The sequence below is a fragment of the Rhizobacter koreensis genome (assembly GCF_013366375.1).
In the GTDB taxonomy this organism is placed as follows: domain Bacteria; phylum Pseudomonadota; class Gammaproteobacteria; order Burkholderiales; family Burkholderiaceae_C; genus Schlegelella_A; species Schlegelella_A koreensis.
The window spans coordinates 17,972-44,123 of record NZ_JABWMJ010000002.1 but is presented as its reverse complement, the minus strand read 5'-3'; the positions used below and the strand labels follow the sequence as shown (position 1 = coordinate 44,123).

22 protein-coding genes are annotated in these 26,152 nt (G+C 67.0%); 3 read left to right on the top strand and 19 right to left on the bottom strand.

Annotated features, from left to right (window positions below; translation table 11 throughout):
• The first annotated feature begins 6 nt into the window (after nucleotides 1-6).
• Nucleotides 7-405, top strand: coding sequence for a hypothetical protein (locus tag HQN59_RS04065; protein ID WP_176066389.1), 399 nt, complete (start codon nucleotides 7-9; stop codon nucleotides 403-405).
• Here HQN59_RS04065 and HQN59_RS04060 read toward each other — a convergent pair whose 3' ends face one another.
• The 9 genes from HQN59_RS04060 to HQN59_RS04020 form a co-directional block, all read right to left on the bottom strand.
• Nucleotides 406-3,180 carry a conjugal transfer protein TraG N-terminal domain-containing protein gene (locus tag HQN59_RS04060; RefSeq protein ID WP_176066387.1) on the bottom strand — a complete coding sequence of 925 codons (2,775 nt, stop codon included), beginning with the start codon at nucleotides 3,178-3,180 and terminating at the stop codon, nucleotides 406-408.
• 76 nt (nucleotides 3,181-3,256) lie between these two features.
• Entirely contained in the window at nucleotides 3,257-4,711 is a 1,455-nt protein-coding gene (locus tag HQN59_RS04055; protein WP_176066385.1) for a conjugal transfer protein TraH, read from the bottom strand.
• A gap of 47 nt (nucleotides 4,712-4,758) precedes the next feature.
• Nucleotides 4,759-5,670: a conjugal transfer protein TraF gene (traF, locus tag HQN59_RS04050; protein WP_176066383.1), complete on the bottom strand. Its 912-nt coding sequence runs from the start codon at nucleotides 5,668-5,670 to the stop codon at nucleotides 4,759-4,761.
• Between the two features lie 10 nt (nucleotides 5,671-5,680).
• Nucleotides 5,681-6,070, bottom strand: a complete 390-nt coding sequence (locus HQN59_RS04045; protein ID WP_176066381.1) for a hypothetical protein — start codon at nucleotides 6,068-6,070, stop codon at nucleotides 5,681-5,683.
• Entirely contained in the window at nucleotides 6,067-8,484 is a 2,418-nt protein-coding gene (gene traN, locus HQN59_RS04040; protein WP_176066379.1) for a type-F conjugative transfer system mating-pair stabilization protein TraN, read from the bottom strand. The genes HQN59_RS04045 and traN overlap by 4 nt, the downstream gene beginning before the upstream one ends.
• 396 nt (nucleotides 8,485-8,880) lie before the next feature.
• Nucleotides 8,881-10,164, bottom strand: a complete 1,284-nt coding sequence (locus HQN59_RS04035) for a hypothetical protein (protein WP_176066377.1) — start codon at nucleotides 10,162-10,164, stop codon at nucleotides 8,881-8,883.
• Nucleotides 10,165-10,184: 20 nt separating this feature from the next.
• Nucleotides 10,185-11,057 (bottom strand): ComEC/Rec2 family competence protein, encoded by an 873-nt coding sequence (locus tag HQN59_RS04030; RefSeq protein WP_176066375.1) that lies wholly within the window; start codon nucleotides 11,055-11,057, stop codon nucleotides 10,185-10,187.
• A gap of 169 nt (nucleotides 11,058-11,226) precedes the next feature.
• Nucleotides 11,227-12,015 carry a hypothetical protein gene (locus HQN59_RS04025; protein ID WP_176066373.1) on the bottom strand — a complete coding sequence of 263 codons (789 nt, stop codon included), beginning with the start codon at nucleotides 12,013-12,015 and terminating at the stop codon, nucleotides 11,227-11,229.
• Nucleotides 12,016-12,018: 3 nt separating this feature from the next.
• Nucleotides 12,019-12,909, bottom strand: coding sequence for a BrxR family helix-turn-helix transcriptional regulator (locus HQN59_RS04020; protein WP_176066371.1), 891 nt, complete (start codon nucleotides 12,907-12,909; stop codon nucleotides 12,019-12,021).
• Nucleotides 12,910-12,996: 87 nt separating this feature from the next.
• Here HQN59_RS04020 and HQN59_RS04015 point away from each other — a divergent pair, with 87 nt between their 5' ends.
• The gene (locus HQN59_RS04015; protein ID WP_176066369.1) at nucleotides 12,997-14,184 is read left to right on the top strand and encodes an anti-phage 6A-MBL system MBL-fold protein; all 1,188 of its coding nucleotides are present in this window, start codon (nucleotides 12,997-12,999) and stop codon (nucleotides 14,182-14,184) included.
• Nucleotides 14,185-14,186: 2 nt separating this feature from the next.
• Complete coding sequence (locus HQN59_RS04010) at nucleotides 14,187-16,442, top strand: anti-phage 6A-MBL system cap2_3 protein (RefSeq protein ID WP_176066367.1); 2,256 nt, start codon at nucleotides 14,187-14,189, stop codon at nucleotides 16,440-16,442.
• Between the two features lie 128 nt (nucleotides 16,443-16,570).
• Here HQN59_RS04010 and trbC read toward each other — a convergent pair whose 3' ends face one another.
• The 10 genes from trbC to HQN59_RS03960 form a co-directional block, all read right to left on the bottom strand.
• On the bottom strand, nucleotides 16,571-17,215 hold the full coding sequence (gene trbC / locus HQN59_RS04005) for a type-F conjugative transfer system pilin assembly protein TrbC (protein ID WP_342451114.1): 645 nt from the start codon (nucleotides 17,213-17,215) through the stop codon (nucleotides 16,571-16,573).
• 43 nt (nucleotides 17,216-17,258) lie between these two features.
• Nucleotides 17,259-18,293 carry a TraU family protein gene (locus HQN59_RS04000; protein WP_176067415.1) on the bottom strand — a complete coding sequence of 345 codons (1,035 nt, stop codon included), beginning with the start codon at nucleotides 18,291-18,293 and terminating at the stop codon, nucleotides 17,259-17,261.
• 41 nt (nucleotides 18,294-18,334) lie between these two features.
• Entirely contained in the window at nucleotides 18,335-19,009 is a 675-nt protein-coding gene (traW, locus tag HQN59_RS03995; RefSeq protein ID WP_246294693.1) for a type-F conjugative transfer system protein TraW, read from the bottom strand.
• Complete coding sequence (locus HQN59_RS03990; protein ID WP_342451113.1) at nucleotides 19,006-19,416, bottom strand: hypothetical protein; 411 nt, start codon at nucleotides 19,414-19,416, stop codon at nucleotides 19,006-19,008. Before HQN59_RS03990 ends, traW begins: the two co-directional genes overlap by 4 nt.
• Before the next feature lie 9 nt (nucleotides 19,417-19,425).
• Nucleotides 19,426-19,968: a conjugative transfer signal peptidase TraF gene (gene traF / locus HQN59_RS03985; RefSeq protein WP_176066363.1), complete on the bottom strand. Its 543-nt coding sequence runs from the start codon at nucleotides 19,966-19,968 to the stop codon at nucleotides 19,426-19,428.
• The gene (locus HQN59_RS03980) at nucleotides 19,965-20,423 is read right to left on the bottom strand and encodes a hypothetical protein (RefSeq protein WP_246294692.1); all 459 of its coding nucleotides are present in this window, start codon (nucleotides 20,421-20,423) and stop codon (nucleotides 19,965-19,967) included. Before HQN59_RS03980 ends, traF (HQN59_RS03985) begins: the two co-directional genes overlap by 4 nt.
• Before the next feature lie 16 nt (nucleotides 20,424-20,439).
• On the bottom strand, nucleotides 20,440-23,040 hold the full coding sequence (traC, locus tag HQN59_RS03975; protein WP_176066361.1) for a type IV secretion system protein TraC: 2,601 nt from the start codon (nucleotides 23,038-23,040) through the stop codon (nucleotides 20,440-20,442).
• A gap of 39 nt (nucleotides 23,041-23,079) precedes the next feature.
• Nucleotides 23,080-23,802: a type IV conjugative transfer system lipoprotein TraV gene (gene traV / locus HQN59_RS03970; protein WP_176066359.1), complete on the bottom strand. Its 723-nt coding sequence runs from the start codon at nucleotides 23,800-23,802 to the stop codon at nucleotides 23,080-23,082.
• Nucleotides 23,799-24,626 carry a DsbC family protein gene (locus HQN59_RS03965; RefSeq protein ID WP_342451112.1) on the bottom strand — a complete coding sequence of 276 codons (828 nt, stop codon included), beginning with the start codon at nucleotides 24,624-24,626 and terminating at the stop codon, nucleotides 23,799-23,801. The genes traV and HQN59_RS03965 overlap by 4 nt, the downstream gene beginning before the upstream one ends.
• Nucleotides 24,627-24,705: 79 nt before the next feature.
• Nucleotides 24,706-26,148, bottom strand: coding sequence for a TraB/TrbI/VirB10 family type IV secretion system protein (locus HQN59_RS03960; RefSeq protein ID WP_342451111.1), 1,443 nt, complete (start codon nucleotides 26,146-26,148; stop codon nucleotides 24,706-24,708).
• Between the last annotated feature and the right edge of the window lie 4 nt (nucleotides 26,149-26,152).

The window sequence follows — 26,152 nt, the reverse complement described above, 5'->3', positions numbered from 1 at the left end:
TTGGGGATGCGGATGTTGCAGTCAAGCATCGTCTACAACGCCGGCTTTGGCAGTACCCTGATGCTGCAATTTCTTCCACTGAATCGCGGGAGGCTCGACTTGCGACTGGCTCTCTTCCTTGCGATCGTCGCGGCGGGTGCAATCGCAGGCTTCGCAACCGGCAGCGGTGAGGACAGTGCGACAAGGCTTGTTCTCGCCGGTGTCGGCGCGTTGATCGGCGCTGCGATCGCCGGAGCGGTACTCAAGCTCGGAGGCATCAAGGGATCAAACACGTATACAGGAGGCGCGATTCCAGGTTCCGGCGTGACTTCCGAGGACCTCGCGGCCAACTATTGGCGTGACAAGGGACACCCACCCTTCATGAAGCCTCCTGAGGGGGACCCGCCATCTCGCGGGCCCGATTGACTACGGCTTGATGATCCCCTTCACCGCGTCTTTGGCATCTTGGAAGGTCTCGGCCGCGTCCCGGGCCACTTGCCTTGCGGTGCCTTTGAAAAGCGACTGCCGTGGGGAAATCGTGCCGTCGTCGGCGCGCCCGGGGCTCCGCTTGTCATCGAACTCTTGCCGTCGAGCAGCAGTCCGGCCACGGAGATCGTCCGACGACGTCTGAATCTGCCGGCGAGCGTCGCTTGGTTCGGGCGCAGTTTGTGCCGGTGGAGCGACTGGAAGAGCAGCCTGACGAACCGCGCCCGCCGCTCGTCGATATGTAGCGTCAATATCCGGCGTGACGCGCGGGTCACCGCTGTTGGTCGTGTATAGATGGCGGACGTCGTCGAAGGATGACGGCATGCCAGTGCCGTCGCTGAAGTTTCGGGTTGGAGCCAGCGCCTGTCGGGCAAGTTCAGCGCTCAGCAGTTGTTGAGCGGACGCGCTTGTGCCGCCGTACTGTTCAGCGTACCGAGTGAACATCGCCAGGTTGTAGGGATCCTGCGCAATGTCGATTGAAATCGAATCGCCTCTCTCCCGGGCCACGGCAAGCCGCTCAGAGAACGCGGTGCGGTCGGCGAGGGAAGCATCTGCGCGGGCGGAGCGCGCGGTTGTGGTGGCGATCCTGGACGACAGTTCGCGTGCTTCGCGAGCATCGGTGGCTATAAGGCTCGCGACGGAACTGTCGCGAGACACGCGGTCGCCGAACTGCTTGAACTCCGAGGCCTGTTCGGACGTGAGCGCACCAAGCACCTTCCGCTCGTCTGCACTCAGTCCGGACAGGTAGGTCTTGTCTGCACTCGCGTTCAGTTGGGCGCCAACGAACCGAGCATTGAATCCAGCGTGACCTGTAACGCCAAGCGCAATGCGAGCAACCTGAGACTGTGTCAACCCAGTGGACTCGGAAACGCTTCGGGAGATCTGATCCAGCCGATCGATGGTTTGCCCCAACTGCTCGAAGCTGCTGGATGTCGACCCCGTGCTGCTCCGCGATGACTTCAGCTTTGCCAAGCCCTTGGTGAAAGCCTCGGACAGCACCGCCGAACGTTCGGTGCTGGCTGCGACCGCTTCGCTTCGGGCTGCGTCGACCTGGCGGGTGGCGTCCTGCACGTCCTGTTCGCTCACGCGCATCGAGACGACCCGGGACGCGTAGCCCTGGTTGCGCAGCAGGCTCACTGCGGTCCGGCCGGTCAACATGTTCGACGAGAAGGTGTTGCCGCTGATGTCGTTCTGCCAGTTGCTCATGAACGCGGACGTCCGGTTCGGCGCGAGCCGGATCTGGTCCATCGAGACATTACCCATGCTCAGGTTGCCCGCTGCGGCACCTGCCGTGGCACCGGCCACCATCGACTGCAGGCCCGAGAGACCGCCCACCAGCGCGGTGCCGAAGGTCTCCATCCGCTTGAGCGCCGCCCAGGCGATGAACGGGATACTGATGGCCAGGTAGCCCACCACCGCCTCGCCGGAAATCGCCCGCGAGTAGATCGTCGATGCCGTCTGCAGCGACAGGGCCTTGGCGCCGCTGCCGAGGTCAGCCGCCGCCGCGAGGTCGTAGGCGGCGTAGATCGATGCCATGTAGTTGAGCACGGCATACAGCGGCGGCCAGAGCTGGATCCAGATCAGCACCGCGGCATAGCCCTTGAAGGCCAGCATGGTCTCGCGCCCGCTGGTCAGCAGCATCAGCAGGACGAGGAGAGGGAACAGCGCGTAGGTGATGGCCTCGATCACGTTGCGGAACACCGGCAGCGCCTGCTCGGCGACCTTGCCTGCATTCAGCCAGGCCGCGTTCTGCTGCGCCACGGACTGCGCCCGCCCGACGGCCAGCACCATGGCCGCCGGGTCGTTCACCTTCTGACCGATGATGTTGCTGGTGTCGTTGATCGCATTCAGCACTGCGTTCTGGCGGATCAGGTCGGCCGCCGTCGCGGCCGCGGTCGCGATGCTGTTCTTCAGGTAGGCCTGCTGGATCTGCCCGGCGATGGCGGCATTGGCGGCCGCCGCCGGCAGCGTCGGATTCAGCTGGAAGGCGAGCTTGCCCTGGATGCGGGTCAGCTGCGCCGGCAGCCGGCCGTTGAGGTTCGTGTAGGCGTTCGGGCAGGTGTCGACGGTGATCGAGCCGCCAGCGCTGGTCAGGGTCGTGAAGCGGGCCGGGTTGGGCGATGCCATCAGCGCCCACACGTCGTCCGAGCTCGAGAACGTGCCCGGATCGACCGTGCCGTCGATCAGGTCGTACATCGTGCAGTTGTGGATGAAGTTGACCAGGTCCGTGCGGAAGTTCGGATCCTGGAAGGCGACGCCTCCAGTCTCCCGGATGAGGCGGTTGCCGAACATCAGGCCGTTCTTCTCGTAGCTCAGTTCGCTCGGCAGGGAGCCGACACCCGGGATGACCTGGAATGCCGTCTCGAACAGGCCCGTGAGCGTGTGCCCGACCGTGCTGGTGACGCTGCCGAGGAAGGCCACGCCGAACGGGACGTTAGCCACCACCTTCACGGCGGATCCGCCGGTCTTGTCGACGACGCCCACGGTCACCCGCGGCACGATGAGAACGGAGAACACCAGCAGCACGGTGGCCAGCCACTTCCACCCCTGCAACTTCTCTGGCGCGAAGGCGTAGGCCACCAGCGCCGAGATGAACCCGCAGAAGGCCACCGCGGCGACCGCCGCCATGTAGTCGCCGGAGCCGTGGATGGCTGCCGCGGCGTTGAAGATGCCGAACAGACTGTCGGCGTTCTGGTAGGCGTAGATCTCCCACATGCATCGCTCCTGGGGACTGGTCCGCCTCCGGGTTGCTGGCGCGGCGCCTGCGGCAACAGTCCTGCCGACCGCCGTGTCAGCGGGCCTGGAAGGCCGCCTGCTGCCCCAGCATGTCCATCACGTGCTGGGGCATGCTCGAACGCAGCTGCCGCTCGAGCTGCTCCAGGTGGCTGGATACCGCCCGGAACGAGCCGACCTTCTGGTACAGCAGGTTCTTCTCCTGCGACAACTGCAGCAGCATGGCCTGGGCCCGCTGCCTCACCAGGTTGGCGCGATCGCGCTGCGTCTGCTGCAGGGTGTAGTCCTTGTCCAGCGCCGCCATGCCCACGCGCAGGTTCCGCTCCAAGAAGACGTAGGCGTAGTCGGCCGCGATCACGTCGCGGTACTGCGCGATCAGGCTGTCGGACAGCCCCGAGCCGGGAATCGTCGCGCCGATCGAGAGCATCTTGTAGACCGGCTCGGTGGTCTGGTTGACGAAGCCGACCTCCGCCGAGTTGTTCGGGATCGCCGTTCGCGTGGCGATCTTGTCGGCGATCGAGCGCATCATGGTCTCGACGCGAGCGGTGAAGGGCGTGTGGGTGTAGCTGGTGTTCAGCGTCACCACGTCGCAGTCGGTGTAGTTGTTGCACCGGAGCAGGTGCTGCGTGACGTTGGTGCCGGTGCCCGCCGCCTGGCCGTACAGCAGCTGGCTGATCGAGGTGATCGTCGGCGCCACGGGCTCGGGGTCCCGCGCCGCATCCTCTGGGTAGAAGATCACCGTGCCGACGATGCTCATGATGAGCTCGCGCTCCTGGTCGTCGAGGTAGGTGCCGGTGCGCTGCAGCGCCTTCCAGGTCAGGTTGCCGACGAAGGGCGCCTTGTTGCGGATGTTGGCGTCGCCCGAGGATCGGGCCGAGGCCAGGATGCCGGGGCGGTCGGTCGCACAGCGGCGGCGCGCGGCGTCCCGGTCGGTCTCCAGGCCCATCTCGATGGCCAGATCGGAACAGGCCTCCTGCGAGCTGAAGCCTGCTGCCTCGGCGGCCGTGCTGACGATGGCCTTTGCGGTCTCGCAGGAGTTGATGCGCGCGTTGTTGATCCAGGTCTCCAGGCCCTTGGCCCACTTTGTCAGCCCGCCCAGCAGCGGCGAGACCGACTCCAGCGCCAGCTGGAAGGCGATGCCCGGCAGAGCGGCCGTGATGTTGCGCAGCATGTTCTTGAACTCGGCCGCCGAGATGTGCGAGAAGGAGCCGCCGAACACGTCGATGCCGCCGCAGCCGGCGCGTGCGCTCGGAAACTGGATCGCCGCGAGCTGGTAGACCTTGTTCGGTGCCCGCATGAACAGGCTGCCCCCGGTGTAGGTGTTGAAGGTCTGCCCGCGGAACGCGCCGGGTGCGGTGTAGTTGCCGATGGCGCCCAGGCTGTTGAACATGTTGTTCACCTCGGCGTTCAGGTCGCCGGCCCGCAGTGGCGCTGGGCCCAGCGCGAGGGCGGAGCAGCACAGGGCGACAACTGCTCCGCGGTGCAGGGACCGATGCGCGTCGGTACGCTTCATGAGGGTCTCCTTCGGATTCATGTCGGCGGGGATGTGGGTTCGCCGCCTCACCGCGGATCGGTCATGCGGGCGTGCGCCTGAAGGCCGCCGTTCCCGCGCGGGACAGGTGTGGCGGCGCTGTCTGGCGAGGCGGCGACCATCGAGATGCGCTCCACCAGTTGCGCCTCGGACAGCACGCCGAAGCCGATCGGGGTGATCTTTCCGGTGAAGGGTTGGGCGAGGTAGACGGCCGGAACCTGGCCCACCCGAAGCGTGGTGGCGATCCCGTTGTCTCGCCGGGCATCCGCGAAGCCGGGGATCGGGCCACCGTCGACGCTGATCGCGACCACCTTGATGCCGTGCCGGGCCTGGAAGGCCTCGAGCGTCGGCGCGAAGGCATGGCAGTAGGGGCAGTCGCTGCGGAAGAAGAAGAACAGGACGTGGTCGCGGCCCAGGGCGCTGATGGACTGGCTGCGCTGGGCCGTCTGAAGCTGGTCGAACACCTCCAGCGCCTTCGCGTTCACCGGACGTCCCTGGAGCGTGGGGTCGAGTTCCGGGCTGGCCCATGCGATGCGCTGTGCCACGTCAGCGAAGGTAGATGCGCGCGACACCACCTGGGCCTCCAGCTCCATGTAGCGGCGTACGTTGGCTTCGGTCGGCCGCATGATGGCGATGTGCCGGCGCTCCTCGAGGGCCTTCTGCAGGCGCTCGAACTCGACGATCTCGGGGGGCTTGGGGGGCGACCGCCGGGGCGCAGTGGCGGCGCTCGATGCCGGTGCGGCTTGCCGCGGTGCGGAAGCCGGTGGTTCGGGCGGAGGGATCTCCGGCTCCTCGTAGAAGTGCCAGCCGCGCCAGTTATCGGACCAGTACGGCCGTCCGGGGTCCTGCGGCTGCGCAAGGACGATCGTCCCGCTGCCGACCATGACAACGAGGCAGAGTGCCAGCCGAGCTTGGCGCGAGGCAGGGCGGCGCAGCGTCATGGGAGCCGCCTCACGACAGCGACCGCGGCGGCTGGCCGTCGCGGCAGTAGTTGATGCCGAAGTCGATGGTCTGCCGCCGCGGTGCCTGCACGCCGCCAGCGCCGTAGTTGGGCAGCTGCACGCCGTCTTGCCAGAAGCGCACGTTGAGGCGACTGCAGCCGGGCTGGGCGTAGCGCTTCTCGGTGCTCACGTCGATGTAGATCGGCGTCGTGGCGTTGAAGCGCTTCGAGATCGCGTCGGCGACCTCACCGACCAGGACCCCATGGGCCTTGCCGTCGGGTGCGTCCAGGGCCGACAGCATCAGCTGCTTGGCATCGTGGACCGGCAGTCGTTCCTGCGCGATGGCCGCGCTGGCGATCAAGGCGCATGCGGCGCCGACCAGAACGGTGATGGCCTTCATTGGCACTTCCCCTGGCCGTAGTAGCAGGTGGGCACGCGGCTGGCGCTGCCGGCCTGCAGCGCGTTGACGTTCGGCAGGGTCGGTACCAGAGACGCGTAGAACTCCGACAGGTCCATCGCCGCGAAGTTGAGCGTCTGCAGTTGCGCCACGGTGAATCCGGAGCAGTCGGCGTTCTGCGCGCCGCCCCAGCCCTTGCCGATCTGCGCGCGGCCCTGTTCATTGACGATGCGCGCCAGCATCGAGTTGAAGCAGCACTTCGAGGTGGTGTGCTCGACGCAGGACACGCACACGCCCAGGACCCGGAAGCAGGATGAGCACCAGGTGCCGATCGTGTGGCACAGCCTGGCGCCTTCCTTCATCGCCAGCTTCCCCTCGTCCTCGTTGCAGGACATCATCGAGAGGACGATGTAGATGATCACCGCGATGGCCAGCGTCCACGGGTCGAAGGCCACGACCAGGCTGTCCCCGGCATACACGGCCACCGATCCGGCGGGCAGGGCGGCGCCGTTGACCGCCACCGTCACGCCGTAGGTCGTGAACGTGCCGCTGAAGCCGCCGCCCATCAGCAGCGCCGAGATGCCCTGGTAGATGAACTGCTGGTTCTGCGAGTTCATCAGCACGTCGAACACAAGGCGCGAGCCACCTCCGAAGATGCTCTGGTTCGTCATGCCGGCGCCGGCGCCGTCGGCGTAGCAGCAGTTCTTCAGCAGGCGGTCGCGGCAGCGGTTCTCCTCGCCCTTGAAGACCTGCATGCGGTCGGCGTCCAGGTAGATGCCCGCCTCGCGCCCGGCCTCGAGCATCGACATGCTGCGCGCGAAGTCGGGGTCGTTCGGCGCGCCGATGTCGAAGCAGTTGCCGCTCAGGCAGAAGACGTTGGTCGGGCAGTTGCTGCTGGTGGTGACGGTCTCGGCGGGCACGGGGCAGCTGTAGCCGTCCTCGAACACCTCGCACACGCCGGTGACGGCGTTGGTCTGCCGACAGGTCGACGACTGCGGCGTGCAGCCTGTTGCCACCAGCGGTGCGCACTGGTCGGCCGATGCGCCACCGCTGCACGACATGGTGCTCCGGTACTTCCAACAGTCGCGGGTGACGGCCACGCCGTCGACGACCTTGGTCGCCGGGCCATCGGTGCAGACGGCGGGCGAGGTCGTGGTGCAGCGACCACCGGCGTCCAGGGTCGGGCACTGGTCGTCCCAGCGGTCGGTCTCGGTGACGGTGGTGGCTGGCCGCGTATAGGACAGCCGCATCGTCGGAATCGGGCCGAAGGCGGGGTTGGGCGCCCAGCCGATCACGGCCCGGTCGGCGTCGATGTTCCAGTAATAGCCGCCTATGGCGCCGGTGATGTCGATGCCGGCGTAGGACGTCCATCCGGGAGCGGGCGCGTAGCACCTGGTGCCGTCCAGCGCGGAGGTGGTGCAGCCGCTGTCGCCCTGGCAGACGGTGTCCTGGATGTTGTCCCCGCTCTGCGTGCCGGCGCGGCAGGCGGCGTAGACCCTGAGGAAGGGCTCGACGCTGGTGCAGCTGTAGCCGGAGTCGCCACCACCGGTACAGACCTCGGCGCGCTCCGGGGCCACCATCGCCGTCAGGCTGCAGGTCGATCCGCTGCAGCTCTTGTCAGCCACCCAGACGGCCGTGCGGATGGGCTGGCCGTCGATCATCGAGTAGGTGGTGTCGAGGACCGACACGATCTGCGGGAAGACGACCGGCGTCGTCATGTCCACGTCGAAGAAGGTGAGCGGATTGCCGTCCTGGGTGACGCGGAAGTGCTGCGCGGTGACGGCGCGGTCGGGCAGGCACTGCACGTCCAGACCCGTGCGGCCGGAGGCGGCGTGGGCGAACCAGTCGCCCGGGTTGCAGCTGGTGGTCCGCGTCGTGCTGACGGTCAGGCTTCGGCTGCAGCTGTAGTTGCCGACGCCGACGTAGCGCAGGCAACTGCGTGGCTGCATGCCGGCGGGCACCGGGGTGATCGTGGTGGTGCAACCGCTGTAGTAGGCGGCCAGGCTGCCCAGCTCGGCCGACGGCGTCCGGCCGATTGCACGCGCGGCAGCCACGGCAGGGTCATCGGCGCCGACCGTCGGGCGCGGCGTGTTTGCCGAGGAGAAGGCGCCACGCTGCGCCTGGCAGAGAGGGTCGGTGGGGGTCAGTGCACAGGCAGACAGCCTCGCGCTGCCCTGCGTCGACAGGTTGGGCTGGCGGTAGTAGCTGCGCTCAGGAGGGGTGGTCGTGTAGCCTGGGACCACGGCGGTGGCGCCCGGTGTGGTGACGTTGCCGCGTGCCACGGGGTTCGCGGCCTGGCCGGCGGCAACACCTTCCTCGTGCGGGCCAGCGACGGCTGCCGTCTGCGTTGTCAGAAAGCAGGCGGTGGTGATGCCGGCGACGAGGCGGCGCCACGGCGAGGCGCGGCTCGCCGTCAACGGCGGCGGGGAAGGGCGGTGGCTACCGGGGCCGGGCGGGGTGGGGAGAAGCACGCCCCATGGTCAGGGGCAGTCCGGTCGGTGTCTCGGGGAAACGGGGTGCACGAGGGTGGGGTTTCGATGCTGGGCAAGCTTTCGGCGCACGGCTGTGCCGCGATTGCCGCCGTTTGCCTCTACCTTTGCTACGAAAGGTCGATGACGGACTGCAGCCGCTGATGCGCCGACGTGGAGTCGCCGGTCGAGTTGCGGCGATTGCGTTCACAGTAGCGTCAGGCATCCGACGACGGTCACGGGAGGCGTCTGTTTTGCCACTTGTTGAAACTGAATCGCCGCGCGCCGCTACTCGCTCGACTAAGGCGTGAGGAGTCCTTCGCCCTGACCTGGTGCCCCGCCCAATCACGCCTCGATGCCGTGCTCCTTGAGGATGTGGGCGTAGTGGTGTGGTTTGGGCGACAGGCTGCCGCCGAAGACCCTCTGACGAAGGCACTGTGCAGCAATGCGTTCCATGTCGTCGACCGGGTCCGCTTCGTACGCCTCGTAGTACTTTACGTAGTTGCTGGCGTCGTAGACGTCTGGGGCGCCACCGTGGATGACTGCGGCCCTCATCTTCAAGAGCAACTTCAGCCGGGTTACGTCATACACCGTTCCCATCGTCGAGCTGACGGAGTCCGCTACCGCCTGTGTGTGCTGCGCGGCATTCGAGAAGAGCGCATCGAGGGCCATGAACAAGACGGGGAACCGCTCGGAGTCGCCGAGCGACCACGCGCGATAGAAGTACTCGAGTGCCTTGATCTCGCGCCGTGCCTCATCCGTCTCTTCCCCGAGCTTGGTGGAGAGCAACTCCAACCAAACGTGGTCCTGCGCCTCGATCTTGATGTTCTCCATCATCGCGGGCGTGCATGGCTCGCCGTACGAAAAGCTGGCATTGCCATTCTCCAGCGAGGCACGCCCTCCGAACATCTTGCGGCCAGAGAACTGGTAGCGCTCGCGCGGATGCGGCAGAAGCGCCACCGCTCCAAGGATTGCGTTGCGCGCCTTCGTGGCCGCCTCCGACGCTGGCGTGTGCACTCCGAGCCACGCAATCGGCCTCTCGACTCGGCCTTGCCAGTAGGGAAATGGCGGGAACTGTGCGGGCTTCAATTGCGCTGCGACCCGAAGATGGGACTGCTCGAGCGAGTCGGCCTTGATGAGGAAGAAGCTATCGGCAACGAAGTCCTTGAGTACCTCGACCGGAACGAGCGGAAAGAGCGTCGGATACGCCGAGGGCGACATCAGTGTCGACGCAGCCAAGGACTGGGTCAGGCTTTGCTTGATCTCGTCAGGCAAGCGGTCGGCATACGATTCCTCAAACTGCTGTCCCCACACGTGCGGCGCGAGCAAGTAGAAATTGTCCTTGATGAAATCCATCAAGCGCGATGCGATCTTCGAGATCGTCAGGCTCCTGAGGTACGAAGGACCGACCGCACGCACAAGCAAGGCGGTCTTCATCAGTCCGACGCGGGAGAAGTACACCTCTGCACCCAAGTTCAGCAGGCCAGCCGGCGTTCCTGGCCTACCAAACAGGAAACTGGTGACTGGGCCGCCCGGCTGCCGCCGCGAGAAAGCAGACGACAGCAACTGGTCTACTGCATAGCGCAGGCTGGGACTTCCCGACGGTGGGTCAGAGGTCAATGACGACATCGCCGGTACGCTTGCCGCGTTCAATAGACAAAGCAGTTCCGGCCCTGGAACGAGAAGGTTATGGGCCCGTCGCATCGCGTGGTGAGCACCTTTCGCAGCCCAAGCTCTGTTCGGAAGCCGGAAATGCCACTCGCGTTCGAGCCGTAGAAATTTGTCGTCTCCTGCGTCTCGTATTGCTTGTAGTCGTCGCTGATGACAATCACTTTCGGCTGGCAGCGATAGACGCTGAACATCTCTGGGCAGATACCGTTCCTTCGACCATGGTGCGCGGCAACCAGCACGTCTACACCGCCTACGACTGGCCAGAACTGCTCCAACTCAAGCAACTGGCGCCATCCTGCACACTCCATGTCGCCGGGGAACATGAAACGGTGGCCGAGGACATCGAGCGTGAACACCAGGCTCAGGTTGTTCTCGTCCTCGAATGTGGGGTATCGGTTCCAGGTCCAAATCATGTGGACACCTGGAATCTGAGGCGGAATCTGTCGCCAACCGATGTCGCGCCGCAGAGCCATGCTCCGCGCTACTGCCTCGATACCCTTGCCCAAATTGTCGCGGCCATCCTCGGTCTTGAGCTTGATGATGGTTTCGGGGGCCACGCTGGGATTGCCTAGGAGGCAGCCTATCGTGATGCCTCTCTCCTCCATGTCGGGAAAGCCCGACATGTGGTCTTCGTCGAAGTTCGTGCAGACCAGCATGTCGACGTAGGTGACGCCCATTGATTGCAGGTGCTCCCCTGGATGCCACGGCCCGCCGCAGAAGTTGACCGCGTGACCGCAGTCGATGAGCACGCGGTACGTCGTTCCCCAACTCGTCGGCATAGTCAGCAATGCGCATTGCCCGTGGTCGACGTCGAAGACCTGAAGCGCGCCATCGTGCAGCAGGTTGCTCATGGCAATACCCTGTAAGACAAGCAGCTCGAGCCGCTCGGCATGAAGTCGATCGTGCTGTCGTTCCGCGTTGTCGGCACGTATCGCATTTCGCCTCCGTTCTGAACGGATGGCCCATCGCCTAGTCGCGGTAGTAGGCGCCGGGCTCCGGCGTGGCGTACTGCAGATCCCGTCACGAATTCGAAGAGGCCTTGGCCGTAGGCTTGCGGGGTACCGCTGACGGCAGGGACGGCAACAACTCGAACAGGCGCTCTGCGTACGCGAAGCCGATGCGCCGTACCGCTGCCCTGTCGAAGTAGAGGAGCCAGGCCGCGAGCAGGCTGATCGACACCAGCAGCGACAGACCTGCCGCGAGGCCAGGGTCTAGCAGGTTGGCGGGCGCGAAGTACGGTGGGTCGACCTGCACCGCGCGTGCGATGACCAAGCCGTAGAGGACGCCGAACGCTGACACGAGCACGCCGATCGGCTTCATCGCGAGCATGTTCCGATGAAATCCGTACGCGATGTTCTCCTTAAGCAACAGGCTCTTGTTGGTTCGCGTCAGCTCTCGCAGGCGCTTGGTGGCCCCAACGTAGATGTCGTCTGCCTTGGCAGGATCCGCAGCCTCTTCCTCGGCCGTCGGCATCGCGATGCCGAGCTTGGCGGCGATCGCTGCGTGGTATCGATGCTTGCTGACGCTATCCAGAAACGGGTCGGCGTGCCGCAGCGCGATCGTGGTGGGCATGCCGCCCCACTCGCGCACCAGTGCCTCTTCCAACTGTTTTCCCCGGCCGCGTGCCACGCTGGCCAGGCCGTAGATCGCACCGCAGCCGCCAAGCAAAGCCACCAGGCTGGCGAGCACCGGGTGCCGGGGGCCATAGACGCACAGCAGCGGCACCAGAAGCGGCAGCGCCACCAGTAGGCCCGGCGTGATGCGCGCCTTGCGCTCGTAGGGATCCTTGATCAAGTCGATGAGTGACATGGGCTAGTTTTGAGAGCCGACAGCATCGAGGAACGGCTGGATCTCCTCGCGGTTCTTCAGCGCGATCTGTTGCGCCTGGGGATCCGTCGACTGCGCGTGCAACCCCAACCGACGCATCGTGTAGTACAGGAACGCCTGGCGGCAAGGCAACTCGGCCTGACCGTCCTGCATCCCGTAGTCAAGTTCGATGACGCGCTTTTTGGCGGGCGGCAGGTCTGGGTGCGGCACCAAAACCAACGGCAGGATCGTCTGCCACTGCGCGTCGAGCCGCGGATCGACTGTGCTTGGCTCGGCCTGACCGGTGTTCAGGATGCGAGCCAACACGAAGTCGCTGAAGCGCCCGCGCTTATGGCAGAACGCCCTCACGTGCCAACGAAAGCCGTCATAGCCGAGCGCGTGTGGCGACAGCACCCGCTCGGGCGCATCCAGCGAGCTCATCGACTGGTAGGTGACGCTGATGGCGAGCTTGCCCCGGATCGCCCGGACCATCGTCTCGACGATCCGCTCGTTCAACCTGCGCTGTGGCGTTGGCGCCCAGTCAGCCTCGATAGGCGTGCCGAGGAAGCTCGTGGCCATCTCGATGAGTCCGGACTTCGTGGCCAGCAACTCGGCCAGAAAGCTACGCGCCGAACTCCGCTGGTACAGGGGCTTGAACTCGCTGCCAGCGACGTAGGTCTTGGAACTGCGGTCGTAGGTGAGGTTGCCTGGCGCCAGCTCCGTGTACTTGGCGATGTCCAGCGAGACCTGCGGGATCGACAGCCCGAAGTGCTCGACCAGGTCGGTCCGGTTCAACCGTCCCTCCCATCGCAACCTGAAGTCAATGAACTGTAGCCGGCGCTCCAGCCCCCAGCTCAAGCCCTTGGTCGGTGCGGCGTCGGAAGGCGGTTCACCCATTTATGCGTCTAAAATGTATAGTCGTTGCGTTGGATTGGCGTAGTTAGTCTACGTGACTTTGTAGAATCCGTCCAGGGAGTCAACACCATGCCGAGCACTATCACCTTCTTCCCCGTCGACAACGGCGACATGACGCTGCTGAAGTTCGGCGACGCCGACGCCACGACGCTGCTGATCGACATCAACATCCGCCAGGATGCCGACGACCCCGACGGGGATGCCCGCGACGTCGCCAAAGACCTGCGCGATCGCCTCAAGCGCGATTCCAACGGGCGGCCGTATGTCGACGCCTTCCTGTTGAGCCACCCCGACCAGGACCACTGCCGCGGCCTCGAACGCCACTTCTACCTGGGCCCGCTGTCGGACTACCCCGACGACAAGAAGGCCGACAAGGACAAGAAGATCGTCATCCGCGAGATTTGGTCTTCGCCGATCGTGTTCCGGCGCGCGAGCAAGAACCACACGCTGTGCTCGGACGCGCAGAAGTTCAATGGGGAGGCACGGCGGCGGGTGAAGCGCAACCGCGACACGGGCTTCGCCGTCGGCGAGGGCGACCGCATCCAGATCATGGGTGAGGACGTCGACGGCAAGACTGACGACCTCGGGCCGATCGTGCGCAAGGTGGATACGAGCTTCTCGACCATCAACGGCAAGTACTCCTCGTACTTCTCGGCCTACCTGCTCGCGCCGATCGATGCGGAGGACAACGAAGAGCTCGAGGAGTGCCTCGAAAAGAACCAGTCGAGCGTGATCATGAACATCACGCTGGCCGCCGACGCGCTGCACCCCGACGGGGCCAAGTTCCTCACCGGAGGCGACGCCGAGGTGTTTATCTGGAACCTCCAGTGGCAACGCCACAAGGACAATAAGGGCGTGCTCGAGTACGACCTGCTGCAGACGCCGCACCACTGCTCGTGGCACTCGCTGTCGGAGGACAGCTGGTCGGATCTGGGCGAGAAGGTCAAGGTGGACGCGGACGCTCGCAAGGCGCTCTCGCAGACCCGCGGCGGCGCCACCATCGTGGCCAGTTGCAAGCCGATCAAGGACGACGACAGCGACCCGCCGTGCATCCGCGCCAAGCGCGAGTACGTCGACATCGCGAACGACGCGAAGGGACAGTTCTTCTGCACCGGCGAGTACCCCAACGCCGATGCTGTCGAGCCGCTCGAGTTCACGGTCAGCCGGCAGGGCCTGCAAGCACCGTCCAAGAAGCAGGCTGCAGCCAAGCTGGCCGCGGTGGTCTCATCGGCACGCACGCCGATGCCGCACGGCTGACGATGGCCGAAGCCGTCGACGACGCCATCGCGCGCCTCGGTCGGCACCGCGCGGTCGCGCGGGTGGGCACTCCGTCGACCGCCGGCGGCCTGACGGAGGTCGAGGTAGACATCCGGGTCGAGCTTCCCAGCCGCAGCCGGCACGAGGGGCAGTCTGCGACGGGAGTCCGAGAAGTCGAGACCTGCAAGTTCGTCTTCAAGAGCGACTGGCCGCTGTCTGCGCCGCGTCCGTTCCTGCGGGCGGACTTTCCGCTCGACCTGCCGCACATCAATGCGCATCGCCCTGGCCAGGCGGTGTCACCATGCATTTTCGAGGGCTCGCTGGATGAATTGATGCACCGGTTCGGCGTGGACGCCGTGGTCGACCAACTGGTGGACTGGCTGCACAAGGCGGCCTCGGGAACGTTGATCGACCTTTCGCAAGGGTGGGAGCCGGCGCGCCGAGACTCCTGTCCGTCGACGATTGTCTTCAGCGCCGAGCAGGTCGCGGCCCTGGCGCCGTTGGACGGCTCGCTCGTAGCGATCAACGCCGGTTACGTCGCCATCGATGGTGGCATCAGCGCGCTCGTCGATCCCAACCTGGTGCCGGTGCCCGAGCCCGCCTTCGACCAGCAGGCGCACCAGAAGGACGACCTGAAGTGGGCGTCGGGGCGCGCCGCCGTGTTCGTTGCCCGCGCGCCGCTGCAGAACGGACAGCCGCAGATCTTCTCGCGTTATCAGCCCGAGTCGGTTGCCGAATTCGAATCGCTGCTCGTTCGGGCGGCGGACCTGGGCATCGACCGGAACGCGCTGGCCAAGGCCCTGGACGACTACTACGGGCGTGCGATCCTCGTCGCCAAGCAGAACCCACGCACCTGGAGCTATGGGCTCTACGCGGTCGTCATCCTGGCGGTCCAACGGCCGGCGTCGCTGGTCGGCGCGCCGGGCCGCAGCATCGAGTTGCTCCCCTACGTGGTCCGCTACGAGATCGACCCCAAGGACCTGTTCCGACGCGCTGCGACGGTACACCCGGCATTTCATGCCCACGCGCTATCCCCCGAACTCCTGGCCAGGACCTCGGGCCTTGCGGGCGCGGCGGTGTCTCAGCCGATCACGGTCCTCGGCTGCGGGAGCCTTGGCTCCAAGATTTCGCTGCACCTCGGTCGGGCCGGCTTCGGGAACATGAGCTTCGTGGACATCGAGGCGCTCTCGCCGCACAACTCGGCCCGCCACGCGCTGCTCGACTACCCGACCGCACTTGTGCCCAAGCGCAAGGCCGATCTCATGCGCGAGACCTTCACCCAGTTGTCGCACGCCGGTGCGCGCGCGTTCGACACGGACGCGGTGACGGTACTCGGCAACCCCGCCAAGTTTGTGGAGGTCGTTCCCGAGGGCACCGTCCTTGTGCTTGACGCCACGGCGTCGTTGAAGGTGCTCGCCGTCCAGGCCTTGTCGCCACTGCTGGCCTCAACCGGAGCCCGCCTTGCTCGCACCTTGATGTACGGCCAGGGGCGCTGCGCGGTGCTGGCTCTTGAAGGTCACCAACGCGCCGTCACGACCGACGATCTGAGCGCCCTGCTCTTTGAGCGCTGTCGCTGGGATACCCAACTGCGTGCGGCGCTGAAGGGCACTTCCTCGGAGCTAACGCAGGTCTTTGTCGGTGACAACTGTCGGTCGTTGACGGCACCGATATCCGACGCCACGGTTTCGAGGTCGGCTGCGCTGGTGGCAATGCAGATCGAACGCTGGTTGGCCCACGGACTGCCGGAGGTCGGCCAACTCGGCGTCGGCACGGAGCAAGACGACAGGATCGGCATGAACTGGTCCCTCGTCTCGCAAGAAGCGACGATGGTGCTACCGGTCACCGATGACGGCGGGTGGACTGTTCGCGTGCTTGCTGGCGTTCGGGATTACATCAATGCCGACGCGGCACGTTGGGGCTCATACGAGACCGGTGGCGCGTTGATCGGCCACGTCTCACACGAGGCTCGGACCATCGTCGTTGCCGGTCTGGTCCAGGCTAGCGCTGACAGCTACCGGGGCCCCTCGCGCTTCGTGCTCGGCACCGAGGATCTGAAAAGGAACTTGCGCCAGGCCCATGAGGACTCCCTCGGCTACCTGGCGTTCGTGGGTACCTGGCACACACACCCTCAGGGCGGTACGCACTCAGGCATTGACCGGGCGACGCTTGGTTGGCTCGCCGAGGAGTTCGAAGGACTGCCAGCCGTCTCGCTCATCTGGACGCCCAACAGCTTCATCTGCGTAGTCGACCGCCGCTAGCGCACAGCATATGCGGATGCCAGCTCTGAACCGAACTGCGGTCCCTCGACTGCAGAAGTTGAGTGATCGCAACCAGTCTTCTGCGGTAGGTTGCTGGCTTTGGGCGCGGGGCGCAGTGGGCGCGGGGACTACCGCTTTGTACGAACTGAAGCTCTGGAGTCCTGATTCAGGTACTGCATTGCATGGTCTAGGGTCACATCTCCAGCGACCTTCGCGAACTGCCGCGACGAGCCACACACGCGGGATGCGCACGCTTCGGCCCCGGCACCGTCCATGACCAGGACGAATGTCGGCGTCCTCGTGATCCCATGGCGATCGAACGCTTCCGGATCGATCTGGACGGCAACGCGGCGGCTGCCGATCAGCGCCTGCATGCGGGTCACCGTGTCGCGGATCGAGCCGTTGATCAACCCCCGCAGCACCAGCGTCGCGCCCGCCCCCGAGGCCTGATCCACCAGCCGCTGCAGCGTTGCCTCCGGCATCGCGAAGCTCACGAAAATCAGCACCTTCGGCCCTCTCTTGCCCGGACCGATAGCCGTTGTCTGCGCGCCGTTCTGCAGGTCGAAGCCTCTGGATATGGCCTCGAGGTCGATGGGCATGCGGGTCACCGGCTGCGGCAGGTTTTCGATGCGAGGTGCGCCAGGAATCGGTACCCGTGCCAGTTCAGCCTCGGTAGGCATCCGATGCTGCTGGCGCGCGCGCTCGATGTCGGCGTCGGTGACAGCGGGTGGCGTCGCAGGGGCACCCAGCACGCTGCGGGCAAGAAGGAGCACGGCGACTCCCGCGACGAGCGTCCGTCCGATGAACGATGCCCTGTCAGTAGCCCACACAGCAGTTCCTTTTCCTGAACAGCATGAACGCGAAGTCCTCTCCGCGCACCGGGTACTCCTTGCCGGCGCCCCAGACGATGGTGCTGCGGCCGAAGGGCTGGCAGCAGCGCCCGCCGTCCTTGGCGGTGTTGGCCACCGGATAGGTCAGCTGGGTCTTGTAGGCGGTCTTGTCCATGGCCGGCAGGAAGTAGGGCCCGCACAGGCCCGGGCGGCCATGCCAGCCCCAGGCCAGCAGCTCGCGGTGCATCTTGGCGGTCAGCCGCTGCGCGATGAGGGCCGCCGTTCGCACGCCGCCCATGTGGTACGGCACGTGGCCATCGAAGGGGTAGATGCCGCCCTGGCAGCCGGCGCACCAGAACATCTCGGCGATGCCGAAGCCCGCGGTCGCGGCCACGCAATCGGCCGCGCAGGCCGCCACCGCCACCGGGTTGGCGAACAGCACGGCCTCGGGGTTGAGGATGAGGGTGAGCTCGTCGTCGTTCCACAGCGGGTCCACCTCGGTCAGATAGGCCAGGTCGAACGAGCCCCGCTCCAGGCACGGGAAGTCGGTCACCACCTCCAGCCAGTACAGCACCGGGTTCACGTAGAAGTGCGCCTGGTAGAAGCTGCCGCCGTCGCCGTCGCCTTCGGGGCGCGTGAACCGTGCTGCTGCCGGCGCCGGGATGCCGGGGTCGAGGTCGATGCCGCCCAGCGACGCCAGGCAGAACGGCTTGCGCACGGCCTCCACGTGCCGGGCCGGCTCCCAGAACCCGATCGACAGTCCGATGGTGGGGTTCACGCCGCAGCTGCAGACCGGGTTGGACGGGTTGGGGATGTCCTCCTGCCCATCGAAATTGGCGATGGTGGCGCTGCCGATGCTGATCGGCAGGATGCAGCTCCAGCAGATCTCGGTGATCGGGTTGGGGAAGCGGCCGGTGCAGGTCAGGCTGTCGGCGGCCTGCGCAGGCGCCACCCAGGGCAGGGCGGCGAGCAGCACCGCGCGGGCAAGCACGTGGTCGGCCCATCGGCGAAGCGCGGGCATCCTCAGTGCGGCAAGCCAGCGGATCAGGGCGGGCAGGGTGGTCATTGCACGAGCACCTCGTCGACGCGCAGGCGCATGCCTTCCTGCGAGACCAGGGCGGGCACCTGCCTGATGCCGAAGCGGCGGGTCAGCGTCCCCTGCTGGTCGTAGTACACCGGCACACGCCAGGCCTTCATCAGGTCCAGATACGAGCCACCTGTCAGGATGGGCTTGACCTTGCCGTCGTAACGCGCGATCAGCTCGCGGGCCCGAGCGACCTGCCGTCCGTCACGGGCATCGAAGAACAGCAGCCGCTTGGACAGCGACACCACCTCCAGCGGGTTCTTGCGCGTCCCGGCCGGGAACAGCAGCCGGCCCTGCGCATCGACGATGTTGCGGTCGAGCGTGAAGGTCGGATCGATGGTCCAGGACCGTGCCGTCTCGGTGCTTCGTATGCCCTCGACCGGAGCGGGCTGGCGTACGGCGGCCACACTGCGGTTGCGGGCCTCTTCGATCAGACGCTGCAGTTCGCCCGTGCGTTCCTTGTCGCGCAGGCGCTGCTGTATGAACTCCAGCAGGTGGGGCTCGGCAATGCCATAGGTCGGGCCGATGGTCCCCAGGTCCACGGCGTGGGCGGCCGTGCTCAGGATCGAGGCGACGGCCACCAGCAGCGACCGAATGACGCGTGCCGCCGGGCTGGTGCAACCTGCCCGAGGCAGTGGCATTTCGAACTTCATCTTGCCGCCTTTCGGGTGCAAGAGACCTGCTCGCCAAGCCGCGTCAGACCTGGTCCGTCCTGGAGGTGGCTGGCCCGGATCATCGCCATCAGCAGCGGATCGCCGTCTCCTTCCGCCATTGCCTGTCGCAACTCGCGGCTCGAAAGACTCCGGCGGCACCGGCGCTCGTGCGCCTGGAGATAGGCCTGCGCCCCTTGGTGCGCCGCAGGGGAGATCTGCTGGAGCAGAGCTAGGTAGTCGGCCATCGGCACGTCGCCCGTGACAGCCGGCTCGGACGGTGTCTGCGCCAGCGCCGGCAAGGCTGTGGCGAGCGCGGTCAGGGCGACGAGGGACGCCAAAGATGCCCGGGAGGTCGATCGGGCCACGTGACGGGGCACCGGCCAACGCAGCATCAGGTGCGTATACACGGCAGTCCCTTAGAACAGTGGCACCACGGTGCCCAGCACCTGCTCGGCCCGCACGAGCCCGCTGCTGCGGTAGCGCGAGTCGAACGAATCCGGGCCCGTGCCCTGCACGTAGTAGTGGCCCGGCGGGATCACCGTCGGCGCGATCGGCTCCAGCGGGCGCCGGTCGAAGGCCTGGGCCTTGGCCGTGCCGACGACGACACCGTTGACCGACACCGTGCGGCCGGACACCGTCACCACGTCGCCCGGCAGGCCGCGCACGACCTTGAAGAACGGCTGACCGTCCAGTCCGGGGTAGGCGGCTCGCGCCTCGCCCGCAAACGAGAAGATGACGAATTCGCCGCGCTGCAGCGGATGCTCGCCGTGCTGCAGCCAGGCCACCCGGTACGGCAGGCTGCCCGTCCAGTTGAAGAGGACCGGCACGCGCGGCGTCGGGTCGATGAAGAGCCGCGTGTAGGCGAAGGCCCAGATCGCGAAGACGGGCAGGTAGAGATACCAGCGTCGCCGCATGTGCATCGCAAAGTCGATGGCCTGGGTGCGAAGGCTGCGCTTCATCGGGCCTCCTCGGGGTCGTTCCTGTGAGGTGTCTGGGGATGGCCCAGCTTCTGCTGCAGCAGTGACGTCAGATCGACGGTCCGCGGTGTCCGGCCGGCCACGGCGCTCTTCAGCACCACCAGGCAGGCGCAGTCGCGCGGAAGTTCCTCCAGAGCGGCCGGCAGCCGCTGCGAGAAGCTCCGGGCCAGCGCAAACGCCTTCTCGCGGTCGGCATCGGTGGTGGCGCGGGTCAGGAGCTGGGTGAACTCGGCCTCCTTCTGCCGATACACCTCGCCGACATCGACGACACCGACGCGCTGGGCCGGACGCACCACCGCGCGGTCGTAGGCGGCCAGCGTGCCCAGCACGATCAGCAGAGCGAACGCCGCATGCAGGAGGATGGGCACCATGCCCACAGGCCCGGCAACGGGTTGTTGGGTTTTCGGGCCCGGACTAGCGCTGGCGTCGACGTCCATGGGAGCCTCGCCAAAGTCACACCGCGTGCCCGCGCCGCCGCAGCAGCTCGGTGATCGCGTCGTCGATGCTCAGGCCCTGCGCCCGCAGCTCGTCGATCGGGGCGTTGTCCTCCAGCTTGTTGGAGAACAGCAGGTGGGTCGCCGGGTCGAGGATGTTCCGCGCCACGCCTTCGCCCACCGGCGAGGAGATGTAGACCTCCGAGAACACGCCCGGCTCCGTGCGCAGCGAGTTGAGCAGCCGCTTCTTGGGCTCGTCCATCGACAGCCGCCCCTTGCGGTCGAGCATCTCGATCGACTCGGGCTTCTGCCGCAGCAGGAACACCCAGTCCGAACAGTTGAAGGCCGCCTCCATCTGGGCCGAGCCGTAGTAGTCGTCGGCACTCTGCGTGGCCGTGCCGAGCGATCCGCCGTACTTGCGGGCGCGACGCGCGGCTTCCTCGACCACGGCCGCCTTCACGGGGTCGTCGGCGCCGATGTCGCCCAGCTGCTGCTTCAGCTCGTCGATGAAGAGCACCTTGCGCCGGTTGCGCGTCAGGTACATCTCGCCGGTGATCTGGTGCAGCAGCAGGATGTTGACGACCGCATGCAGATCGGGCCTGCGCTTGAGCTCCTCGTTCTCGATGACGACGAAGTCGTTGCCGAAGTCGATGTTGTTGCGCCCCTCGAAGAAGCGCTCGTACTGGCCGCCGCGCGCGTAGGGGTTCAGCATCACGGCCAAGTCGCGGATACGCGGGTCCTCGCGCACGCCCAGCTCCTCGATAGTGCCGGCCTTGAAGGCGTCTCGAAGCGCAGTCACCGTGAGCGCGTTGCCGTGCTGGCGGAACAGCTTTATCACCATCGCCGAGATGGCCTTGTACTGGACCTCGTCCAGCGGCCGGGACATCGAGGCCATCTTGGAGATGGCCGGCACCAGCATGTCGATGTCCTCGTTGATGTCGACGATGTGCGTGAAAGGGTTGAGGCAGATGTCGACGTCGGGCCGGAACTCGATGTACGTGCCCTTGGCCTTGCGGCACAGCTTCTCGAACGACCGACCGAGGTCGAGCATCCACACCTTGGCGTCGATGGCCCGGTAGGACCACGCCATCTCGTTCATCAGCACGGACTTGCCGGACCCGGGCGCGCCGATGATCGCGAAGTTGTAGTTGCCCAGGTCGTTGTCGAAGATGTCCAGCGTCATCAGCTGGCCGCGCCGGCCACCGAAGACCAGGGCCGGCGTGCGCGTGCCGCGCCACTCGGCGATCAGCGGCGCCAGGTGGATGGCATTGGCCATCGTCTTGCGCGAGACGCGGCGCATCTTGGCCAGGTCCTTGTGGAAGGCCTCCGACAGCGTCATCGGCAGGCTGGCCAGCAGCGCCTGCCGGTGCATGTAGACATCGGCGTTGAGCTGGAAGCCCCGTCCGCGCCAGATCGCGTTGGCGGTCTCCTGGGCGGACACGGCTTTCTCGGGCGGCGAGAAGATCGCCAGTTGGTGGTACAGGCTCACCAGGCTGCTGCCCACGTCGATGGCGTTGGCCGCCGCGGTCCAGTCCTGCAGCTTCTTGCCCACGTCGGGCATCACCTCGGCCATCTTGCTGCGTGCGTTCTGGGTCGCGCGCACATGGTTGGCCGTGACCACGGACTTCATGACGTTGGGGTCGAGCACGTGCACGCCCATGGTCAGCAGGAAGGGCGCGCTGTACTGCAGCGCCGGCTGCATCAGGTCGCCGATCAGCGAGCCCATCTGCCACAGCGCAAAGCGCTCGGGGAAGGACTTGATCGAGTAGAAGCGTGCTTCCAGCGATCCCTCGTGACCTTCTTTCCAGAGGGTCAGGCCGGCAGGGTGCGGGTCCTGGATGGTGTCGAAATCGACGATCTGATCGCGGATCTCGCGGCCGTCGTCGTAGTGGAGGTTCGGCGCGTCGGTCTGGGAGACCCGGTCCGGGTTGGTGAACAGCGCACACCAGTTGATCAGGTCCGCGGCGTCGCAGACACGGCTGGGCAGCGACGCCGAGCGCAGCGTGGACGCCATGGACTCGCGCAGCGCGACCAGCTCGTCGCGCCGGGTCAGGTCGCCGGCCTGTTCCACGCCGCCGGGCACCGACACGCTCATCATCAGCCGGAAGTCGCGGATCGTGTAGTGGAAGCCGGTGGTCAGCGACTGCTGCGCACCGTGCAGCAGGTGCCCCACACGCTGCCGCGCAAGGCGGTGGAACAGGTTGTCGTTGCGCGCCGGGCGACCCCAGTGCTTGGCCTTGTCGGCCTGGTCGGCATCCTCGACGCGCAGGTTGGCATAGCGGCGCAGCTGCTCGCGGATGTGCGGCGAGGCAAACAGATGGAACTGGATCCCGGTGGCTGGCGGGCAGGTCGAGTACAGCGAGATCAGCACCTCGGCCATGCGGTCGTCGGCACCCGACTGCGGCATCAGCTCGAGCATGAAGCCCAGGCTGTCGCGGTTGACGAAGAGCTTCTCGTCGGCGAGGTAGGCCGAGTACGGCAGCCAGGACGCGAACTGTTCGGCCGGCGTGTCGGGAGGCGAGCCCAGGCCCAGCCAGCCCAGGCTGCCATGGCCGGGGCGGCTCCCGCTGGGACGGGCGGCGGATCGGATCGAATCGGACTGGGCGAACGGAGTGGGCATGGCGTGTGCCTCGCAGGGAATACCGGATGAGGTGCCAGGTCAGTCGTTGGGTTCGTTGCCACGAGGATCGACGGGCATCTGCGGCCGGCCCGCCGGAGGTGTCAGGCCGGGCAGGGACAGCGAACCACTCGGTTGATCTGTCCGACCGGACTGGTTCGATGTCCTGGGATCGCGCGACTCGGTGGTGCCGCCTGCAGGACGTGCGGATGCGGGCGGCGGAGGCCGCAGCGGTGCGTAGGCATCGCGGATCTGCCGTTGGGCGTGCTCGACGAGCCACTGGCCGTCGTCGACCCGGACGTAGACGTAGCCCTGGTCGTGGAGGTCGCGGTCGGCGTCTTCCCAGGGCTTGAACCACAGCCGCAGGATGCGGGCCGCCGACCGGAGCGGCATAGCCGTGGGCGAGGGCGGCGTCGATGGCGAGACAGCGATGCGGGAGGCCGCCGCGCCTGCAGCGCCAGCCGCGGCTGCGCCCGCGATGCCCTCCGTCGCGCGCGGGGCTTGCGGCATGCCTGGGTTGGCACCGGCCGTTCGCCGCTGACTTGGCAGGTTGTTCTGCACAGCATTGGCGTAGGTGCCGGAGACGGAGTCGCAGGTCACGCCGTCCGGGGCCTTGCAGGCATAGCTGGAGCTGCCGCTGAGGCCGCTCATGCTCATGCAGCCGCTCAGCATCCAGGCCAGCAGCACCGACGCCGTGGCCCGTCCGGTGGCTGGGGCAGCACGCGCTCTCGGAGCTGCGTGGAACACGACGGCGGGCTTCTTCATGGCTTGCCCCCCGCCACCTTCGACACCTGCTGGAGGCGCGCGAGCAGCACGGTCCGGTCGACGTAGCCGTCGGTGCGAGTGCCATCCGCCCAGACCAGGGTGGGTGTGCCCTGGACGGCGAGGCGCTGCGCGAGCGCGAGGTTGCGGTCGAGCGGGTTGTCGCACTCCGGAGCCCGCGAAGCGGCCGGGTCGCCCGCCGACCTGAGCAGGGAGGTGTCGCCCTGCAGCATGAACTGGTGCCATGCCTTCTCGCGGTCCGCCGCGCACCAGATCGAGACCGGGCGCGCGCGGCCCTGGAAGGGCACGAGGAAGGTGTAGATCGTCACGTCGTCCAGGCCGGCCAGTTCGGGCTCGAGCCGGCGGCAGAACGAGCAACCCGGGTCGCTGAACACGGCGATGCGACGGTGCTCGTTGCCGCCGCTGCCTCGCACAGTCTTGATCGCGTCCGCCAGCGGCAGCTGGTCGAAGGCGATGGGCGGCTCAGGTGCCGGCATCCTGTCGGCCTGCGCCGAGGGAACGCCCGCGCCGGGCGCCTGCCGGTCCTGCGCAGCGCTGGCGGCCGCGCGTGCCAGTCTGGGGCCGGTGAGGTCCTGCATCGTCTGGGTGTCGAAGACCCGGCCGAAGATGAAGTAGCGCGGATTCCGCGGCGACACGTAGGCCACGTTGCTGTTCATCCAGACCTCGTACAGGCCGGCCACGGGCGAGCGTTGCACCTGCGTGAACTGGGTGCCGGGGTGCGCCTTGCGCAGAGCGGCCAGCAGCCGCGCCTCATCGGAGGCCGTGGCGCCGGCGTGGCCTGCGGAAAGGGCCGTCAGACCGGCCACGAGCCAGGCCGCGGGCCGGCGGCACCGGACGGGAGCACGCGGGGCGGGAGAGGGATAGGCGAAGCCTGGCGAGGGCTTGTCAGTCGTTGGCATCGTCGGAGACCTCCGGGTTGCTCGGTCGGACTGCAAGGGGCGCTGCGGCAGCGGCGCTCATCGGCACGTCGATGCGGACGCCCTTGGTGATGACGACATCGATCTCGCGGCCGGCGTCGACCTCGATCACAGGGAAGGTGTTCTCGGCCAGCTTGATGTAGTACTGGGCGAGCCGGTCGAGGGCGCGGCCGACACCCGTGCCGAGCCCGGCCCGGTAGGCGTCGGCGCCCGAGGCGCTGGTGATCGTTCCCAGCGGCGAGGTGCTGACGTTGGTGGACGAGGTGGCCAGGCCCTGGCCGATGCCGCTGACCACGCCGGCCAGCAGGGCGTTGGCCAGCATCTGGCCCTGCTTGGTGACCAGCCGCCCGCGTATGCCGACCTTGCCGTCCTCGCCGTAGACGCTGCCCTGGATCTTCACTTCCAGGGTCGCGCCATCGGCGCGGACACACGAGAGGTTCTCGGTGCGGAGGTAGGCCCGTTCGGAGCTGATGTCGCCGTAGCCAGCCGCGATGACGAAGCACTCGCGATACTCGCCACGGAAGCGGTTGGGCAGCACCGCGTTGTCCGACAGGCGGATCAGCACCGGGTGGGGGTTGGACTGCGCCTGCCCGCCGGTGGGTGCGTCCAACCCGCCGAGCAGCGTGCCGCGCGTGAAGCTCACCGGCAGCCAGGTCGACACCGTCCGAGGCTCGGCCGCCGGTGTGCCGGTACGCTCCGAAGCGCTGCCGCTCGTGCCGGCGACGCCTTGCATGCTGCGATCGACCAGCGTGACGCGGCTGATCGCAGGTGCCACCGGTGCCGCCGGTACGGGGTCGGCCGTCGGCAGCCCCGGCATGCCCGCCGGCAACTGTCGGCCGGCCGTGCCCTGGCCATAGGTCGAAGGGAGCGGCAGGCTGGCCGCCGGCGGCAGCCCGGTCGGCGTGGTGCCGGCCGAGACCGACGGCAAGGCGGGTGGGAGTGGTGCAGGCACGGGCGGAACCGGGGCTGCAGCAGGCGCCGGAGCAGCGGCGCCCTGGGCCGCCTGCGTCGCCGAGGTCAGGCGCTGTTCCAGTTCCGCGAATCGCTGCATCGTGCGGGCCTCGAAGGCCTGGCGGTCGCGGTTGAGCCGGGTCTGCTCCTCGCGCTCGCTCTCGTACTGGGCGAGCTTGCTGCCTGCCGTGCCGACCCACTGGTCCACCGGGTTGACCTGCTGGCCTGGCGGCATGACGCCGATGTTGGTGACCGGCCCTGGCGCGCCGGCGGCGGGCTTGCGCGCACCGGATGACGAGCCGGTGTCCGTGGACGCGAAGATCAGCCACAGCAGGCCCACGCCGGCGGCCACGATCACGCCCAGCAGCGCGAACTGGCGCTGGCGCGGGGTCATCCGCTCGGCCAGTTGCGCGCCGAGGCGGGTGGCCGACTGGCGAAGGGCGGCTGCGGACGGGGGCACAGGC